We start from the raw sequence: 16,366 nt of genomic DNA on the forward strand, positions 1-16,366 counted from the left end.
GCAACTCCCCTATTGCTTGACTGCGCCTTCCGTGAGAGCGCGTACGAAGTATCGTTGCAGGACGAGGAACAGGACCACGACGGGCACGCTCATCATGAAGCTCGCCGCCATCAGGCCCGGAAAGTCCGTTGTATTTTCCGAGAAGAAGCGCTGGATGCCGACCGGCAGTGTTAACTGCTCATTCTTGGAGAGGAAGGTGTAGGCGTATATGTACTCGTTCCACGCGCCGATGAAGGAATAGATCGCTGTGGCGATGATTCCTGGCGCCGAGAGCGGCATCACGATCAGGACAAAGGCCTGGAACCGGGTTGCCCCGTCGATGCGCGCCGCCTGCTCAAGTTGCACCGGGATGTTGTCGTAGAAGCCCTTGAGGAGCCAGATTGCCAGCGGCAGGCCGAATGTGAGGTAGGTGAGAATGAGCGACCCATGCGTGTTCACCAGCCCGATCGCGCGCATCAGGATGAAGAGCGGCACGAGAAAGATCACTGCTGGGAACATGTTGCGAAGCAAGACGGCGAAGAACAGAAAGTTCCGGCCCGGGAAGGTGAAGCGCGAAAACGCGTAGGCCGCAGGAACTGCCACGATCACGGAAAGAATGGTCGTGGCTGTGGAGACGAAAAGGCTGTTCCAGAAGAAGCGCAGGAAGTCCTGGCCGACGCTGTTTTGCGGATCGAGCAGCTTCTGGTAACTGGCGAGGGTTGGTTGGTCCGGCCACCATTGCGGCGGGAACTGCATGGCCGCGAAGCCGGACTTGATCGAGGTGATCAGCATCCAGATCATCGGCAACGCGGTGTAAAGCAGTATGAACACGAGGAAAATGCGGCCGCTCCATCGCCATCCGTCGATGCGCCGGCGACGGCCCTGACCTCGAGAAGCAGTCCCGGCAATCGCGCTCATACGTTCCCGTCCTTTCGCTCGTTGCCGCTTAGCGCACGGACATAGAAGTAGCCGAGCGACATTACGATCATGAACAGCAGCACCGAATAGGCCGACGCCACCCCCCAGCGCTGGCGGCCAAAGGCGAGTTCATAAATATGGGTGATCCAGATATGCGACGCGTTCGACGGCCCGCCGCCCGTCATGATCCAGGGGATGATGAAAGAATTGAAGTTGGCCACTGCCAGCAGAAGGATCGTCACCGTCGAAACGTTTCTCAAGTGCGGAAAGGTGACGTGGCAGAACCGCTGCCACGCATTGGCTCCGTCGACTTTTGCGGCGCGCAGCAGTTGGTCGGGAACCGTCTGCAGGCCAGCCATCATCATGATCATGGCAAACGGAAACTCTCGCCAGATGTTGACGACGATCAGCGAGGGCAGCACCGTGCTGACGCTGTCGATGAAATTCGGCGGCCGATCGGCCAGGCCGAGGCCGACCAGCACCGCGCCGATGATCCCAAAGTCCGAATGGTAGATCCACTTCCAGATATACGACGCGGCGACCGCGCTGATGACCCAGGGAATGATCAGGATGGCGCGGAGGATGCCGCGACCGGCAAAGTCGCGATGGAGTGCCAAGGCGCAGGCAAACCCCAGGACAAATGCGATCAAGGTGGATGCCAGTGTCCAGATAAGAGTGTTCGAGGTGACCTTCCAGAACACCGGGCTTTTAAGGATGGCGGTGTAGTTGTCGAGCCCGGTGAAAATCTTGTCCCGGAGCTGCAGGCCAGGCGGCGTGTTAAAGAACGACAGCTCGATCGTGTAGTAGACAGGGTAGGCTATGACGATGAGCATTACGACGATTGCGGGAAGCACATACGCGTAGTCAGCGCGATGCGACCAGATCTTTCGCAGCATGCCGGACTTATCGGATGGAAGTCTTCGGTGAGCCTCGGCCTTGCCAGTCAAGATCGTCACTGTACGGTGCCCTTATTCTTCGGAACGAACCGGCTGCAATTGGGGTGCAGCCGGTGAGATCGTCAGGTTTGGACTAGAGTCCGCCGTCCATCAGTTCTTTTACCTTCTTGGCTGCGTCATCCGCTGCCTGGTCGACCGTCATGGCTCCGGTTAGGGCATTCTGCAGCATATCCGGGACGATGATGTTCATGATTTCGGGGGACTGTGGCAGTGCCGGGAAGGGGATGCCGTATGGCAGCATCGAGGTCGTGACATCAAGGAACTTGATGCTGTCCAGACGTTCCTTCATCCATTTGGTCTTGAAGCCGTTAAGGTTTCCTGGGTTTGAGCCGGCATAGGCCATCTTCAGCGACCATTCGGGGCTCGTCCACATGCAGATGATAGCCTTTGCCGCCGGCTCGTCCACCTTGCCTCCCTCGACATATTCCGGCTTCAGGATGTGAATATTGGAGCCGCCGAACACGACTGCACGCTTGCCGTCGGGGCCCGTCGGAATGAGGCCGTAACGCATGTTGTCGATCACGGTCTGCGCCTTGTCCTTGTCGGTAGCCGTCGCCTTTTTCTGGAGGTCGAGCATGACGTTGTAGTCGGACGGGTGCGAGATCATCATGCCGAGCTGGCCAGCGAGGAAGAGCGGCTGGTTGTCGGCCTGCTGGTTGGTGAGCGCCGAAACCGGAACCGACTTGTCACGAACATACATATCGTAGGAGGCCTGCAATGCCGTCTTGCTCTGCGGACTATTGAGCTGGACCTCCTTATAGGTCGGGTTGGCGGACGCTTCGTCGAAGACACCGCCGCCATAGGCCCACAGCTGCGGCATGAAACGGTACGGCGTATTGCCGGCATTCTTGCGCGCCACGAGGCCGTAACCGGCGACGCCGAGCTTATCATGGATTTGCTTGGAATATTTGACAACGTCGTCCCAGGTTGCCGGAGCCTTGTCCGGATCGAGACCCGCACGCTTGAAGATGTCGGCGTTCCAGATGAACGCCATCGTCTCGTTGTTGGTCGGAATGCCGTAGGTCGTCCCCTCCCAGGTTACAGCCTTCATTGCGCCGGGCCAGAAGTCCTCAGTCGAATACCCTACATCCTCGGGTTTGAGCGGCTGCAAATAGCCCTTTGAGGCAAACTCGGTACCGCCCAGGATCTGCAGGCGGACCGCCATGGGTGCCGCATTGCCAAGGAGGGCGGTCCGGAATTTGTCGAGCAGGTCGTTATAGGTGAGGGCTTGTTCTTCAAGCTGGATGTTTGGGTAGGTTTTTCGGAAGTTCTCGAAGAACTCCTTGTAATACTGGCGCAGGAGGTCGGGGTCGCCCTCGAACACGCCCTGATACCAGAAAGTCAGGCGCCCCTTGTAGTCGAGCGGAGTGACCTTGGCGCAATCGCCCGCCGTATCAAAATCCTGTGTGCCGGCGATGGAACGCACGTATTCCGGCGACCACTTGCTGAGGTCGACCGGCGCACCCAGCGCAGACCCAGACATCAACGATACCATCAAAGCAGTCGAGACAGTGCCGTGCAGGACGGCACGACCGAATGAAATCCTCGTCATAGGTAACCTCCCAGGTTCTCTCCCATGCCGCTCTGCGTCGAGGCGAGCGGTCTTGCTCCCCGGCCGCGGGACCTCCTCTAATGTATCCCTTTGACCTGATCATACGTTTTCAGATCAGAGATTTCCTGTCAATGAGAGAAATCGTACATTGTTTACCGAACATTCGCGTGTTATCCCAATAATGTGTGTATTTAATGGGGATAATTTTGGCTGAGACCACTGAATTTAAGGCGCAACCACCCGAGGGCATCGACGCTATGGGGGCCTCTAGCGAGGGCGCCTCGCTTTACCAGCAGATCAGGGATGACATCATCGAAGGACGGCTTACGGCCAACGAACGGCTTGTCGTGACCGATCTCGCCCGGCGCCATGGCACCTCAACCAACCCTGTGCGCGAGGCCCTGCAACTGTTGCGGGGGGAGGGTTTTGTCACCTTTGTTCCCAACCGCGGAGCGCGTGTAAGGCCCATAGATCAGGATTTCGTTCGGGACATCTACGAGATTGGGGTCTTGATCGAGCCGGCGCTGACGAAGTGGTTCGTGAATATGGCGACCGTCGAGGACATTGCCGAACTCGAACGCATCCAGGGCTTGATTGAAGAGAACAACTTTGCCGATCCGTTCAGGCACAGCGAGCTGGACACCGCCTTTCATACCGTCATGTACCAGAAGCATTACAACCGCCATGCCGCCGAGCTTTGGTGGAAGCATCGCGAAGTGCTTCGAGCCGTGAGCCGGCGTTTCGACTTCACGCTCGCCCGGCGCGCTGCGATCCTAAGCGAACATCGCGAGCTCATCGCGCATGTAAAAGCAGGCCATGCGAACGAGGCAGCCGACCTCATTGCACGCCATGTCGAGGGCTCCGGCCGGCACATCCTCGAACACATGCGTGCGCGAAATGCCGCTCGGGCGGGATAAATTCCATAACCGTTAAATATCGTTATCCCACTACTTCAGCTAAAGGCAGTCGAGATGAAAATCACCAGCGTTCGGCCGTGGCTCATCAAATCCGATGCTTCTTATTGGGGAGAATTCCTGTTTGTCGAGGTGATGACCGACGAGGAGGTGAGCGGCTGGGGAGAGATCACCACCACGACAAGACTCGCCAATCGCGCCCTTTGTACGATCCTGCGGCAGATCGGTGCCGCTTTGACAGGCGAGGACCCGGCGCGGATCGAGTATCTGTGGCACAAGATATTCCGCAGCTTCACCTATATGGGCAGTCGCGGCGCTGCAGTCGAATGCGTAAGCGCCATCGACATAGCTCTCTGGGACATCCGAGGCAAAGTTCTTGGCAAGCCGATTTACGAACTGCTGGGCGGACCGGTGCGCGATGAAATTTCGCTCTACACCCACCCCAACCAGGCCAAGTTTACCAGTAAGGAGGCGGTGGTTCGCGAGATCAGGGATATCGTCGAGTCCGGCCATACTGCGCTCAAGTTCGATCCCTTCCCCTACCAGGGCAGCGCCGTCGGTGGACTGCCGCGCGAACAGCGGGACGGCTACCTCGATGGCAGCATGACCCGCAAGGATGAGCGCGAAGCTGCCGAACTCACGGCTCTGATCCGTGAAACAGCGGGCTCTGATGTCGACATCCTTATCGATGCGCATGGCCGGTTTGATGTTCCGACCGCTATTCGCCTTTGTCGGAGCCTTGAGGAAGCCGGCCAAATCGACTGGTTCGAGGAGCCCTGCCTACCGGAGAGCCTCAACGCTCTCAGACAGGTCCGCGAGAAGGTCAGCGCACCTATCTCGTGGGGCGAGCGCGGCCACACGAAGTGGGATTTCGTGCCGGTGCTGGAAAACAGGCTCGCCGACTACATCATGCCCGATGTCACCTGGACCGGTGGCATTACCGAACTCAAGAAGATTTCTGCCCTCTGTGAAGCCTATTACATCCCGGTCTCGCCGCATGACGCCGCAGGGCCGATCAACGTGGTCGCGGGCGCGCAGGTGATGATGACCGTTCCCAATTTCTACAAACTGGAAACGTCGGAGTGGAACCTGGGCAAATACGATCACCTCATCGACAGGCCGCTCGACGTCTCCAACGGCAGCCTGAAGCTTACGTCAATGCCTGGTCTCGGCGTTGAGATGAACCGCGATTACCTTCAAAACCACGAGATAGAGCTGAACTAGCAACACTCTATGCCGCCCCGCGTGCGCGACGACCACCCCACGACCGAAACGAGGATAGATCATGCCAGAGGCATATGGAGCCGACGAGGCGCTCAATCGGGTGAACACGCATTCCAAACCGTCCGACCTTCGCATAACCGATATGCGGGTAGCCGAAATCGACGGTGCCCCCTTCTCCTCCGTTCTGCTCAAGATTTACACCAACCAGGGCATCGTCGGGCTCGGTGAGGTACGCGACGGCGCCAGCGCCACTTATGCGTTGATGCTGAAGAGCCGGTTGCTTGGTGAAAATCCTTGCAACATCGATCGCCTGTTTCGGCGGATCAAGCAGTTCGGCGGGCACGGCCGGCAAGGCGGCGGCGTATCGGCGGTCGAAATTGCGTTGTGGGATCTCGCCGGCAAGGCCTATGGCGTTCCCATCTACCAGATGCTCGGCGGCAGGTTTCGGGAGAAGGTGCGTGTCTACTGCGATACCGACGCCACCGTGCCGAGCGGCACCGAGACCGGCAAGCGCCTCAAGCAGCGCATGGAGCTCGGATTCACCTTCCTCAAGATGGATTTGGGATTGATGCAGATTGCGGATGTGCCCGGTGCGGTCGTGTCTCCTGCCGGCTCACTTGAAGGGTATCGCCACCACCCCGGCCGCGGCCCGCTGAAAACCATTGAAGAGCGGCGCGTCCGCAACGCTGCGTACGATCTGCATAACGTCCCGCACCCGTTTACCGGCCTCCATTTTTCCGACAAGGGCCTCGACTTCCTTGAGCAATACATTGCCGAGGTTCGTGACGTCATCGGCATGGATATTCCGCTCGCCATCGACCACATCGGCCATATCTCAGTGCAGAACGGCATTCGGCTTGCCAGGCGGATTGAAAAATACGTGCCGGCCTGGCTCGAGGATGTGATCCCCTGGCAATACAGCGAGCAATACCGACAGCTGCAGGACTCCACCACGGTGCCGATTTGCACTGGCGAGGACATATACCTCAGGGAGGGCTTCGAGCCTCTGCTCAATAGCGGTGGCGTTTCGGTCATCCACCCAGACCTGCTCACGAGCGGGGGCATCCTCGAGACCAAGAAGATCGGCGACATGGCGCAGGACCGTGGTGTCGCCATGGCCATCCACATGGCAGAAAGTCCAATCGCCGCAATGGCCGCCGCACATGTCGCGACAGCCACCGAAAACTTCATGGCGCTCGAATACCACTCCGCCGATGTCGACTGGTGGGACGATATCGTCACCGGCCTTCCCAAGCCGCTCGTCAAGGATGGCTTCATCACTGTTCCGGACAAGCCGGGCCTAGGGATCGACGACGTCGTCGATGAGGTGATCTCGCAACATCTGCAGCCGGGCGTCACCGGCATCTGGCAGCCTACCGATCGCTGGGACGATGAATATTCCTGGGATCGCACCTGGAGCTGACCGGCTGGAAAAACATAACGAACGTCAGGAGCGACCATGATCTACGAACTTCGTATCTACGACTGCCTGCCGGGTCGGCTGCCCGCACTTCTCAAGCGCTTCAACGACCACACCCTGGCCCTGTGGGACAGGCATGGCATTCGGCAGGCCGGGTTCTTCACAACAATCGTCGGCGAACACGGTCAGCGCCTCACCTACTTCCTGGCCTGGGAATCGCTGGCCGAGCGCGAGGTGAAATGGAAGGCGTTCACCACAGATCCGGCATGGCTAAAGGCGCGCGATGAATCCGAGGCCGACGGCCCGATCATCGCCAATATCAGCAATCAATTGCTGGCGCCGACTTCCTTCTCCTCGGTGAAATAGAGCGCGCCATGAAAATCACCGACCTGCGCTGCGCCGTTATCGGCAAACACCCGATCGTCCGCATCGTCACCGACGAGGGCCTCTATGGCTTGGGCGAAGTCGAATTCACCAAGGCCTATCTCAAGCCCTGGGTGCTGCATTTCCGCGAGGCGCTGATCGGCGAAGATCCGACCGATGTCGAAAGGGTCATGCTGAAGATCCGCCAACGCGGCTCTTTCAAGCCGTATGGCGCGGCGGTGAGCGCTATCGAGCATGCGCTGTGGGATATTGCCGGCAAGGCCGCGGGCGTGCCCGCCTATAAGCTGCTCGGCGGCAAGGTGCGGGACAAGGTGCGCGTCTACAACGGTTCTGTTCGCCAGAAACGCGTGGGCGACCGGCCGGAGGATTACGCCGCTGACGTCAAATGGATGATGGAGCAGCCGCAGAACTTCTTCATGGTCAAGCAGGGAATCTCGTTCCACTCGAACATGAAGGATAGTATCGAGGGCTTCCACTACGGCGTCACGCAGAAGAAAGCCGGCTATCACGGCGCCATGGATCAGGGCGTGATCAGCGAGCGCGGTTTCAATCACATGCTCGACTGCGTGGCCGCGATGAAGGAGGTGCTGGGCGACAAGGTCAGCCTGGCGCTCGACTGCGGTCCGGGCTGGCTGCTGCCGGATGCGATAAGGTTCGCTCGTGCGGTGGAGAAATACAATTTGATGTGGCTCGAGGACATGCTGACCGGCGACTATGTTCCGTGGGTAAATCCGCAGGCCTATCGGGAACTGACGATCTCAACCTCGACGCCGATCCACACGGGCGAGCAGATCTACCTCCGGCACAATTTCAAGGAGTTGATCGAGACCCAGGCCGTGCGGGTCATCGGCCCCGATCCGGCCGACATCGGCGGCATCGCCGAGCTCAAATGGGTTGCCGAGCACGCCTATATGCATTCGATCCTGATGGCGCCGCACGGCACCGCCAACGGCCTGCTGGGGCTTGGCGCGTTGATCAATGTCTGCGCCACGTTGCCTGCAAATTATATCGCCTTCGAATATCCGACCGCCTCCGATTCCTGGTGGGAGGATCTGATAATCGGCTTGCCGCCGCAGATCGTGAAGGATAGCATGGTGGACCTACTGGAAGCGCCGGGCTTGGGCCTCGATATCGACGCTGAGGCGGCCAGGAAATATCTCAGGGAAGAGGATGCGGGCTTCTTCCTCTGAACTCCCTCCACCTGCCGTGCAATCTTCCGCGCCGTCGGGACGTAGCGGCGCATATCTCCCTCAATGCGGGCCGCCTTGAAGCGCCAGCTGTCCCTGCGGTTCGCTTGCCGAGATGATGACGAGGTCGCACTCGGTTTCCCAGCCTCTTGACGTCACGCGGACTCAGGCTTTGTCCCATGCCATATCCCTGGTCGGCGAAGAAAGCCGCCGTTGAAAGGCAGTGGGGCCATGGCTGGCCCGGAGGTTGCCGGGATGGCGGTGTGCGTGTCCAGGGCCTGAAGTAATAACGGTGCCGCCATCGCCGCGTATCCTTATCGTATACCGGGGAGACTGCTGAAAGCCTCTATCTGGGCCTTGATCGCCAGTTCCGTCGGCAACCGCTCCATCGAGCTTGCACCATAGAAGCCATCGCATCCCTTGCATCGGGAGAGCACATAGGCCGCATCATCAGGCATGGCGATCGGACCTCCGTGGCAAAGGACGATGACATCTTCCCGCACCGATCGCGCCGCGTCCGCCCAGGCGTCGATCCGCTCGACGCATTCGTCGAGCGTCACGGCAGTTTCAGCCCCGATCGCGCCGCCGGTCGTAAGGCCCAGGTGGCACACCACGATATCCGCACCGGCCTCAGCCATGGCGACGGCATCCTTGCCACTGAAGACATAGGGTGTCGTCAGCATGTCCTTGGCATGGGCGCGCGCGATGATGTCGATCTCCAGGTCGAAGCTCATGCCGGTCTCCTCGAGATTGGTGCGGAACGTGCCATCGATCAGGCCAACCGTAGGGAAGTTCTGGATGCCGGCAAATCCCATGGCCTTCAACTCGTCCAGGAACAGGTCGGGCAGCATGAAAGGGTCGGTTCCGTTGACGCCGGCTAGCACCGGTGTGTGGCGTACCACAGGGAGCACCTCGCGCCCCATGTCGCGCACGATATCATTGGCGTTGCCATAGGCCAGCAGGCCAGCAAGCGAGCCGCGGCCCGCCATACGATAGCGGCCGGAATTGTAGATCACGATCAGGTCGATGCCGCCCGCCTCCTCGCTCTTGGCGGAAAGGCCCGTGCCGGCGCCGCCGCCGATGATTGGTCGGCCCTCGGCGATCTTGCGGCGCAGGCGGTCCAGGATGTCGTTGCGTGAATGGCGTGTCATGATTTTTCCTCAGGCAGTGATGGCGTGGAAATTGGCCGCGAGCGCCGCTGCGAATTCGGGGCTGTTGATATGGGCGTCGAGTTCGATCAACTGCCGGTTCGGAGCCGCCTTCCAGCCGGCGCGGATGGTCGAAAACAGGGCTTCGTCGGCTGCCGGATCGTGAAACGGCTGTCCCGGCGCGTCGATCGCAGATACGCCCTGCAATGGCAGCAGGAAACGGACCGGGCCCTCCATGCGGTTCAGCCTCTCGACGATGAATGCACCGATCCGCCGGTTCTCCCCCGGCGTGGTGCGCATCAGGGTCACCTGGGCATTGTGCACATGCAGCCTGCGGTCGCGGAATGCAGCAGGCACGGTCTCCTTCGCACCGAAATTCACCATGTCCACGGCCCCGACCGAACCGACATAAGGAATTTTCGTGCGGATGATCGCGCCGAAACGGTCCTCGGTGGCGGGAAAGACGCCTCCGACCAGAAGGTCTGGCACTTCCGTCGTTGTGACATCGATGACCGCCTGCAACAGGCCTGAATCGACCAGCTTCTCCATCGATTGGCCGCCGACGCCGGTGGCATGGAAGACGAACAGCTCGTAAGCGTCGTCCAGCATATCCCTTAGTTGCGTGATGCAGGCGGTCGTCACACCGAACATCGTCATGCCGACGCCCGGCTGGTCATCTGCCGACAGAACAGGTGGATGGAGCACCATGCCGGCCGCCGCATGCGCGGCATTGCCGATCACCTTGCGGGATATGGCATTGAGGCCGGCGATGTCGACGACGGAATACATCATCGCAATGTCATTTGGCCCCACATAGGGGGCGACGTTGCCGGAGGCCACCGTTGATACCATGAGCTTCGGCACACCCACGGGCAGGTCGCGCATGACTCGGGTCACGAGCACTGTATTGCCGGTGCCGCCAAGGCCGAGGACGGCGCCGATATCGTTGCGTTCCTGAAGGAAGACTGTGAGCGCCTCGGCCATGGCCGATATCGCCTTGCCGCGATCGGCCTGGCTGAGTACCGCAGCCGCACCCGAGGGGTGGTTTGCCGCCACTTCTCTGGCGGCGATGTCGGCGCCGGGATGGGAACTTTGGGTGCCCACATCGACCAGCACCGCCTCTGCGCCGGCCTGCCTGGTAGCGCTCCGCGCATAGTCCAGCTCGGCGAACTTGGTGTCGCAAGTGCCGACGATATAAACCTTTTTCATAATTTTTCCTCCCGTTTTCGGCGCCGCCTCCCCACCAACGGCGCGGAATTTTTCGCAAACCCGCATTTTGCATATTGTATATTATTTTGGATATTGCATACTTAATCATCGAAATCCAGACGGAAATGACGCCATGAATGCTCCGCAACACCAGACCCTCCGCGAGCGGATCTATGAGGAGATCGTTCGCCTGATCGTATCGGGAGAGTTGCCGAGCGGCGTGTCGATCGATGAGAAGCTTTTGACGGAGCGGCTCCAGGTGAGCCGCACACCGTTCCGCGAGGCGATCGGCACGCTCGCCAAGGAGGGCCTGATCGAGATCAAACCCTATCGCGGCTTCTTCGTCAGGAGCTTCAGCCGCAAGGAAGTCAGCGATCTCTACGAGTTGCGCAAGACGCTGGAATGCTTTGCCGTCGAACTGGCGGTGCCGCAGATGAGCGACGCCCACATTGCCGGCTTCGAGCGCATCCTGGACGAGGCCGTGGCGGCGCTGCGGCGGGGCGACCTTGAGACCTATGGCGCCCGCGACCGGGAGTTCCACGAGACCATCGCCGAGTTGTCGGGCAGCGCGCCTCTCATCGAAACGCTCTCGCGGCTGGCCCTGCAAATCCAGATCTGCCGCGCCATCGCCAATGAAAGCAAGGAGTTTGCCGAACGGGCCGCGCAGGAGCGCGATCAGATCCTGCAGGCGTTCAGGACCCGGGACATCCCGCAGGCGAAGGCGCTGATGCATGCGCATATCAGCGACGTGCAGCAGGCGGTGCTCGCGCGCTTCAGGAAGGAAAGCCCGGCGACCTAGCCGGGCGACGGGAAGGGGAGGGAGGTTCCCCTTTTCCAGCAAAACGGGAGGCGGTCCATGGCGTGGCCGCTCAAGAGGAGGAAACAATGCTGAAATTTCTTGCAGCCGGTGTGGCCGCGCTCGCCATTTTCGCCGGCGGTGCCGTGGCCAATGCGCAGACGCTGAAAATGTGGGGGCCGGAGCAGATCACCGAGCCGCTGGTTGCCGAACTCTGGAACGGCATCAAAGCGGATTTCGAAAAGGCCAATCCCGGCGTGACGGTGGAGTTCATGCCGCCGACCGGCACGATCAGCAACGGCGCCGTGCAGTCCGCTATCCAGTCCGATGCCGGGCCGGACGTCATCCTCACCAACTCCGGCATCGGCCGCATCAGCATCGTCAAGAATGCCAAGCAGGTTATGCCGCTGACCGAACAATACGAGAAGCGCGGGTGGAAGGACCAGATCTATCCCTGGCTCTATGCGGAGCTGAAAGGCCAATTCGGCGGAGAGATCTACGAGGTGCCCGACGGCCTCGATGCGCTGGGCATCTGGTATCACAAGGACATCTTCGCTCAGGCCGGCTGGAAGATCCCAGCCACCTGGAAGGAGTTCGAAACCCTGCTGGCGGCCATCGAGGCCAAGGGCCTGCAGCCGATCGCCATCGGCCCGCGCACAACAGGCAGTGCCGGCCACCTGTTCGGCAACCTGTTGCAGTCGGCCAGCGGCAAGGAAGCCATCGGCAAGGCATTGCGTAAGGAAATCGCCTGGGACGATCCGAAGATCGCTGCCGGTGCCGTGCGGCTGCAGAAGTTGGTCGAGGCCGGTTTCATCAAGAAGGAGATGGCGGGTCTCGATCTCGACGGTGCCTCGCGGCTGTGGTTCAACAAGCGCGCCGCCATGTTCGTCGCCGGTCCCTGGTTCACCGCCAATGCGCGCAAGGCCGGATATGACCTTGCTAATGCCGGCTATGCGCCTATGCCCTCCGATCTGCCTGGCGAGGCGATCCCGACCGGCGGCGTCGGCTGGAGCTGGCTCGTGCCGGTCAATTCCAGGCAGCCTGATCTCGCGATGAAATGGATCGACTTCATGCTGTCCGATGCCGTCATGAAGAAGCGTGCCCAGGCGCCGGCCAGCACCATGATCTATCCCCGCGAACTCACCGGCGTCGAGCCGCCGACCCCCGTGCTCAAGGAAATCTTCGCGGTCGCAGCCGGCGGCGTTGGCTACAATCCCAGCGTCTACCTGCCCGCCACGGTGCTCGACACTTATTTCCAGGTAATCCAGGGACTGATCTCCGGGCAGATCACCGGCGAGGCCGGAATGCGGCAGCTCCAGGCAAAAATGGCAGAGGCGAAATAGCGTGGTCATCCGTCAAACGCCCGGGAGCAGCGCTGCTGCTCCCCTTGGCACCCCTGTCGACGGGCCGAGGCCAGCAGGTGCCACCCAATCCCGGCATCATCCTGCCAGGTCAGCGGGTAAGGAAGACAGTTGCGGCAACTCCGACAGCCACGATGCCCGCAGCGCGATGTGGCTGATGGCGCCTGCCCTGGCTCTCTACGCGGTGTTCAGCCTGCTGCCGATTGCGGCCACCTTCTGGCTGAGCTTCAACAGTTCGGCCGGTTTCAACGCGGCGTCCAGCTTCGTCGGCCTCGACAATTATGTGGCGACGGCGGCCGATCCTATCGTCTGGCAGAGCCTGTGGCATACGTTCCTGTGGCTGATCTACCATGTGGTGCTGGCCGGCGGCCTCGGGCTGGCGCTGGCTCTCGCCATCAGCCGGCTGAAGGTCACGCAGGTGTTTTTCCGGACGGCGTTCTTCCTGCCGCATCTGGTGTCGCTGGCCGTGGTCGGGGTCATCTGGGCAAATATCTACGACCCGTTCTACGGCCTTCTCAACACTGCGCTGACGGAGCTGGGTCTGGGCGCCTTCACCCAAGGATGGCTCTCCGATCCCGCCCTGGTGCTGTTTTCCGTCAATGTCGCGAGCTCGTGGCAGGGGTTCGGCCTCTATATGCTGCTGTTCATCGCCGGCCTGCAGAATATCGACCACTCGCTCTACGATGCGGCGGAGGTCGACGGCGCCTCGAGCTGGCAAAAGCTCGTATATGTAACGTTGCCGGGACTTAGGGAGGTAACCACCTTCGTTATTTCTCTGGCCATGATCAACGGCTTGAAAGGCTTCGCTACCGTCTTCGTCATGACCAATGGCGGGCCGTTCTACCAGAGCGAGCTGATCACCACCTATATCTACCGGCTCGCCTTCCAGTCTCAGGATCACGGGAGGGCGGCCGTGCTCTGTATACTGCTCAGCCTGCTGGCGATCGCCATCACCCTTGTCTTCAACCGTTGGCGCGCGAGGCTTTCCCGATGAGCACCCGTCACCGCGAATGGCCCGTCGTGCTCGGCCTGGCGCCCGTCATGCTTCTCATCCTGGCTCCCTTTGCCTGGCTGATTGTGTCGAGCCTCAAGACCGAGGCTGAGATCGGGCAGGCCGATCCCTATGCCTGGCCCGCCGATCTGATGTGGCGCAACTACCAGGATGCCTGGCAAATCGGCGGCTTCGGCGAGCTGGTCGGCAACAGCCTGCTCAATCTCGCCGGCGTCGTGATCCTGTCGCTGCTGACCTGCGCGCCCGCCGGCTATGCCCTGGCAAAGATCCGCTTTCCGGGCCGGGAATGGCTTTTCTACACCTTCATCCTGGGGCTGACGATTCCGGTCCAGGCCGTTGTCATCCCGCTCTATCAGGTGCTATTCGGCCTTAACCTGGTGAACACGCTGTCGGGCATCGTGCTGGCGCAGGTGAGCAGCGGCATTCCTTTCGGCATCTTCCTGATGCGCAGCTTCTTCATCAGCGTGCCGGACGAACTCGTCGAGGCCGCCAAGATCGACGGGGCATCGCATCTGCAGATCCTGACCAAGGTGCTTCTGCCGATCTCGACGCCGGCGATCCAGGCGCTGATCATCATCAGCGCGCTATCCACCTGGAACGATTTCTTCCTGCCGCTGATCGTGCTGATCAGTCCCGAGGTGCAGACGCTTCCGCTCGGCTTGGTCAGGTTCGCCAGCACTTACGCTTCCGAATACCGGCTGGTGTTTTCCGGCACCGTCATTTCCTTCCTGCCTATCATCATTCTTTACATCCTAATGCAGCGCCGCTTCACCGAGGGCCTGACGCAGGGTGCAATCAAGGGCTGACCATGTCACATCATGTCCAGCGGGAAATCCGCTACAATTTCGAATTCGACAACCACATCAAGGCCTGCTTCATCGGCGCCGGCGGCCATGCCTATCGCAATGTCTATCCGGCCCTGCGCTATGCACCGGTCGAACTGCTCGGCATCTGCGACCTCGACATCGCGCGCGCAGCCAAGTTCGCCAAGCTGTTCGGTGCGGAAATGGCCTATAGCGATCATCACGAGATGCTGGCGAAGGAAAAGCCCGACCTGGTATTCCTGGTCACGGCGTATCATCCAGATGGTCGGGTGCAGGCAACCGACCTTGCGCTGGATGCGCTGAAGGCGGGTTGCCATGTCTGGATGGAAAAGCCGACGGCAGCGAGCGCCGAGGAAATCGAGCGGCTGATGTCCGCCAGTGCCGCCGCCGGCCGCATGGTCATGACGGGCCTCAAGAAGACCTTCTTCCCGACGATCGAAAAGCTGAAGGATCTGGTCGGTTCGCCCGAATTCGGCAGACTGACCTCCATTAACGTGCGCTACCCCCAGAGCCTGCCGGCGCCCACCGAGCGCGGCGACCTGGTCAAGATGCAGAGCTTCCTCGACCACATCTATCATCCCGGATCCATTCTCAACTTCCTCGGCGGAGAGATCGAGCGTGCGAGCTACGAGTGGGAGCCTGGCACCGGGGCAACGGTCACCAACATGAGATTTCGATCGGGCGCGATCGGCACGCTGCATTTAGCGGCGGGCCAGTCCGGCGGCAGCATGTTCGAGCGGGTCGAGATCATCGGCGAGGGTGCAAATGCCGTTGTCGAGAACGGCAGCAAGCTAACCTATTTTCGCAAGGCCGCATTGCCAAGCTACGGCCGGGCGGCGAGCTTCATCCAGCCCGATGCCAATGCTGCCCTTGTCTACGAGCCGGAACACTCGCTGGGGCAACTCTACAACAACAATCTCTTCTATCTCGGATACGTGCCGGAGATCCTGCACCTGACGGATGCGATCCAGTCCGGTCGCCCGATCACGAAGGGCACGCTCGAGGTTGCCCGCGAGATCATGAAACTTTTCGCATTCTACCGAAGCGCCGATGCAGGCGTCACGACAAATCTTTGATCCGGGAGCCGCATATGACCGAAAGCGACATCATTTTCAGGAAGGCGGGCGGCGAGTTCGTGCCGACATCCTGGGGCGAATTGAACTGGAAGATCACCGGGGAAGGCACGCCGGGCGCGGAAATGACCTTCGGCACCTGCCGCATCAATCCCGGCGAACGCAACCAGCTGCATTCCCATCCCGATTGCGAGGAAATCCTCTATGTCATCTCCGGCAGTTGCGAGCACAAGCTCGGCGACGCGCTCTACCTGCTCCATCAGGGCGATGCCATTCGCATTCCCCGCAACATCCACCACTGGGCGCGGGCGCTCGGCTCCGAACCGCTGTTTGCGCTCATCATGTTTTCGTCCGGGCAGCGCACGGCCGTGAACCACGAAGGCGAGGGCACGGCCTGAGGGCCTGTCGG

The 16,366-nt window shown here is 60.5% G+C and carries 16 protein-coding genes; 11 read left to right on the forward strand and 5 right to left on the reverse strand.

Going from position 1 to position 16,366, the window contains the following annotated elements; genetic code table 11:
* Positions 1-9: 9 nt before the first annotated feature.
* The 3 genes from EDE05_RS07390 to EDE05_RS07400 form a co-directional block, all read right to left on the reverse strand.
* Positions 10-897, reverse strand: coding sequence for a carbohydrate ABC transporter permease (locus EDE05_RS07390; RefSeq protein WP_134100621.1), 888 nt, complete (start codon positions 895-897; stop codon positions 10-12).
* A complete protein-coding gene (locus tag EDE05_RS07395) occupies positions 894-1,853 on the reverse strand; it encodes a sugar ABC transporter permease (protein ID WP_132409569.1) in 960 nt (319 codons plus the stop codon). Before EDE05_RS07395 ends, EDE05_RS07390 begins: the two co-directional genes overlap by 4 nt.
* A 73-nt stretch (positions 1,854-1,926) precedes the next feature.
* Positions 1,927-3,405, reverse strand: a complete 1,479-nt coding sequence (locus EDE05_RS07400; protein ID WP_105372853.1) for a sugar ABC transporter substrate-binding protein — start codon at positions 3,403-3,405, stop codon at positions 1,927-1,929.
* 206 nt (positions 3,406-3,611) lie between these two features.
* Between EDE05_RS07400 and EDE05_RS07405 the strand changes: the two genes are divergently transcribed.
* The 5 genes from EDE05_RS07405 (at position 3,612) to EDE05_RS07425 (ending at position 8,537) form a co-directional block, all read left to right on the forward strand.
* A complete protein-coding gene (locus EDE05_RS07405; protein ID WP_105372852.1) occupies positions 3,612-4,322 on the forward strand; it encodes a GntR family transcriptional regulator in 711 nt (236 codons plus the stop codon).
* A 54-nt stretch (positions 4,323-4,376) separates the two neighbouring features.
* Positions 4,377-5,543 (forward strand): mandelate racemase/muconate lactonizing enzyme family protein, encoded by a 1,167-nt coding sequence (locus EDE05_RS07410; protein ID WP_132409567.1) that lies wholly within the window; start codon positions 4,377-4,379, stop codon positions 5,541-5,543.
* Between the two features lie 61 nt (positions 5,544-5,604).
* Entirely contained in the window at positions 5,605-6,966 is a 1,362-nt protein-coding gene (locus tag EDE05_RS07415; RefSeq protein WP_132409565.1) for a mandelate racemase/muconate lactonizing enzyme family protein, read from the forward strand.
* Positions 6,967-7,002: 36 nt separating this feature from the next.
* Positions 7,003-7,329 carry an NIPSNAP family protein gene (locus tag EDE05_RS07420; protein WP_132409563.1) on the forward strand — a complete coding sequence of 109 codons (327 nt, stop codon included), beginning with the start codon at positions 7,003-7,005 and terminating at the stop codon, positions 7,327-7,329.
* A gap of 8 nt (positions 7,330-7,337) precedes the next feature.
* Entirely contained in the window at positions 7,338-8,537 is a 1,200-nt protein-coding gene (locus EDE05_RS07425) for a mandelate racemase/muconate lactonizing enzyme family protein (RefSeq protein WP_132409561.1), read from the forward strand.
* A 311-nt stretch (positions 8,538-8,848) separates the two neighbouring features.
* Here the strand turns inward: EDE05_RS07425 and EDE05_RS07430 are convergent, their stop codons facing one another.
* Positions 8,849-9,685, reverse strand: coding sequence for a phosphoenolpyruvate hydrolase family protein (locus EDE05_RS07430; RefSeq protein ID WP_132409559.1), 837 nt, complete (start codon positions 9,683-9,685; stop codon positions 8,849-8,851).
* A gap of 9 nt (positions 9,686-9,694) precedes the next feature.
* A complete protein-coding gene (locus EDE05_RS07435; RefSeq protein WP_132409557.1) occupies positions 9,695-10,891 on the reverse strand; it encodes a Tm-1-like ATP-binding domain-containing protein in 1,197 nt (398 codons plus the stop codon).
* A gap of 133 nt (positions 10,892-11,024) precedes the next feature.
* Here EDE05_RS07435 and EDE05_RS07440 point away from each other — a divergent pair, with 133 nt between their 5' ends.
* The 6 genes from EDE05_RS07440 (at position 11,025) to EDE05_RS07465 (ending at position 16,355) form a co-directional block, all read left to right on the forward strand.
* Positions 11,025-11,690, forward strand: coding sequence for a GntR family transcriptional regulator (locus tag EDE05_RS07440; protein WP_132409555.1), 666 nt, complete (start codon positions 11,025-11,027; stop codon positions 11,688-11,690).
* Positions 11,691-11,776: 86 nt separating this feature from the next.
* On the forward strand, positions 11,777-13,030 hold the full coding sequence (locus EDE05_RS07445; RefSeq protein ID WP_132409553.1) for an extracellular solute-binding protein: 1,254 nt from the start codon (positions 11,777-11,779) through the stop codon (positions 13,028-13,030).
* A 1-nt stretch (position 13,031) separates the two neighbouring features.
* Positions 13,032-14,042, forward strand: a complete 1,011-nt coding sequence (locus EDE05_RS07450; RefSeq protein ID WP_245505082.1) for a sugar ABC transporter permease — start codon at positions 13,032-13,034, stop codon at positions 14,040-14,042.
* On the forward strand, positions 14,039-14,866 hold the full coding sequence (locus EDE05_RS07455; RefSeq protein ID WP_112799601.1) for a carbohydrate ABC transporter permease: 828 nt from the start codon (positions 14,039-14,041) through the stop codon (positions 14,864-14,866). The genes EDE05_RS07450 and EDE05_RS07455 overlap by 4 nt, the downstream gene beginning before the upstream one ends.
* Positions 14,867-14,868: 2 nt before the next feature.
* Positions 14,869-15,960, forward strand: coding sequence for a Gfo/Idh/MocA family oxidoreductase (locus tag EDE05_RS07460; RefSeq protein ID WP_132409551.1), 1,092 nt, complete (start codon positions 14,869-14,871; stop codon positions 15,958-15,960).
* A gap of 14 nt (positions 15,961-15,974) precedes the next feature.
* Positions 15,975-16,355 (forward strand): cupin domain-containing protein, encoded by a 381-nt coding sequence (locus EDE05_RS07465; RefSeq protein WP_105372840.1) that lies wholly within the window; start codon positions 15,975-15,977, stop codon positions 16,353-16,355.
* Positions 16,356-16,366 lie beyond the last annotated feature (11 nt).

Origin of the sequence: Neorhizobium sp. R1-B (assembly GCF_004368875.1) — a bacterium.
Classification (GTDB): domain Bacteria; phylum Pseudomonadota; class Alphaproteobacteria; order Rhizobiales; family Rhizobiaceae; genus Neorhizobium; species Neorhizobium huautlense.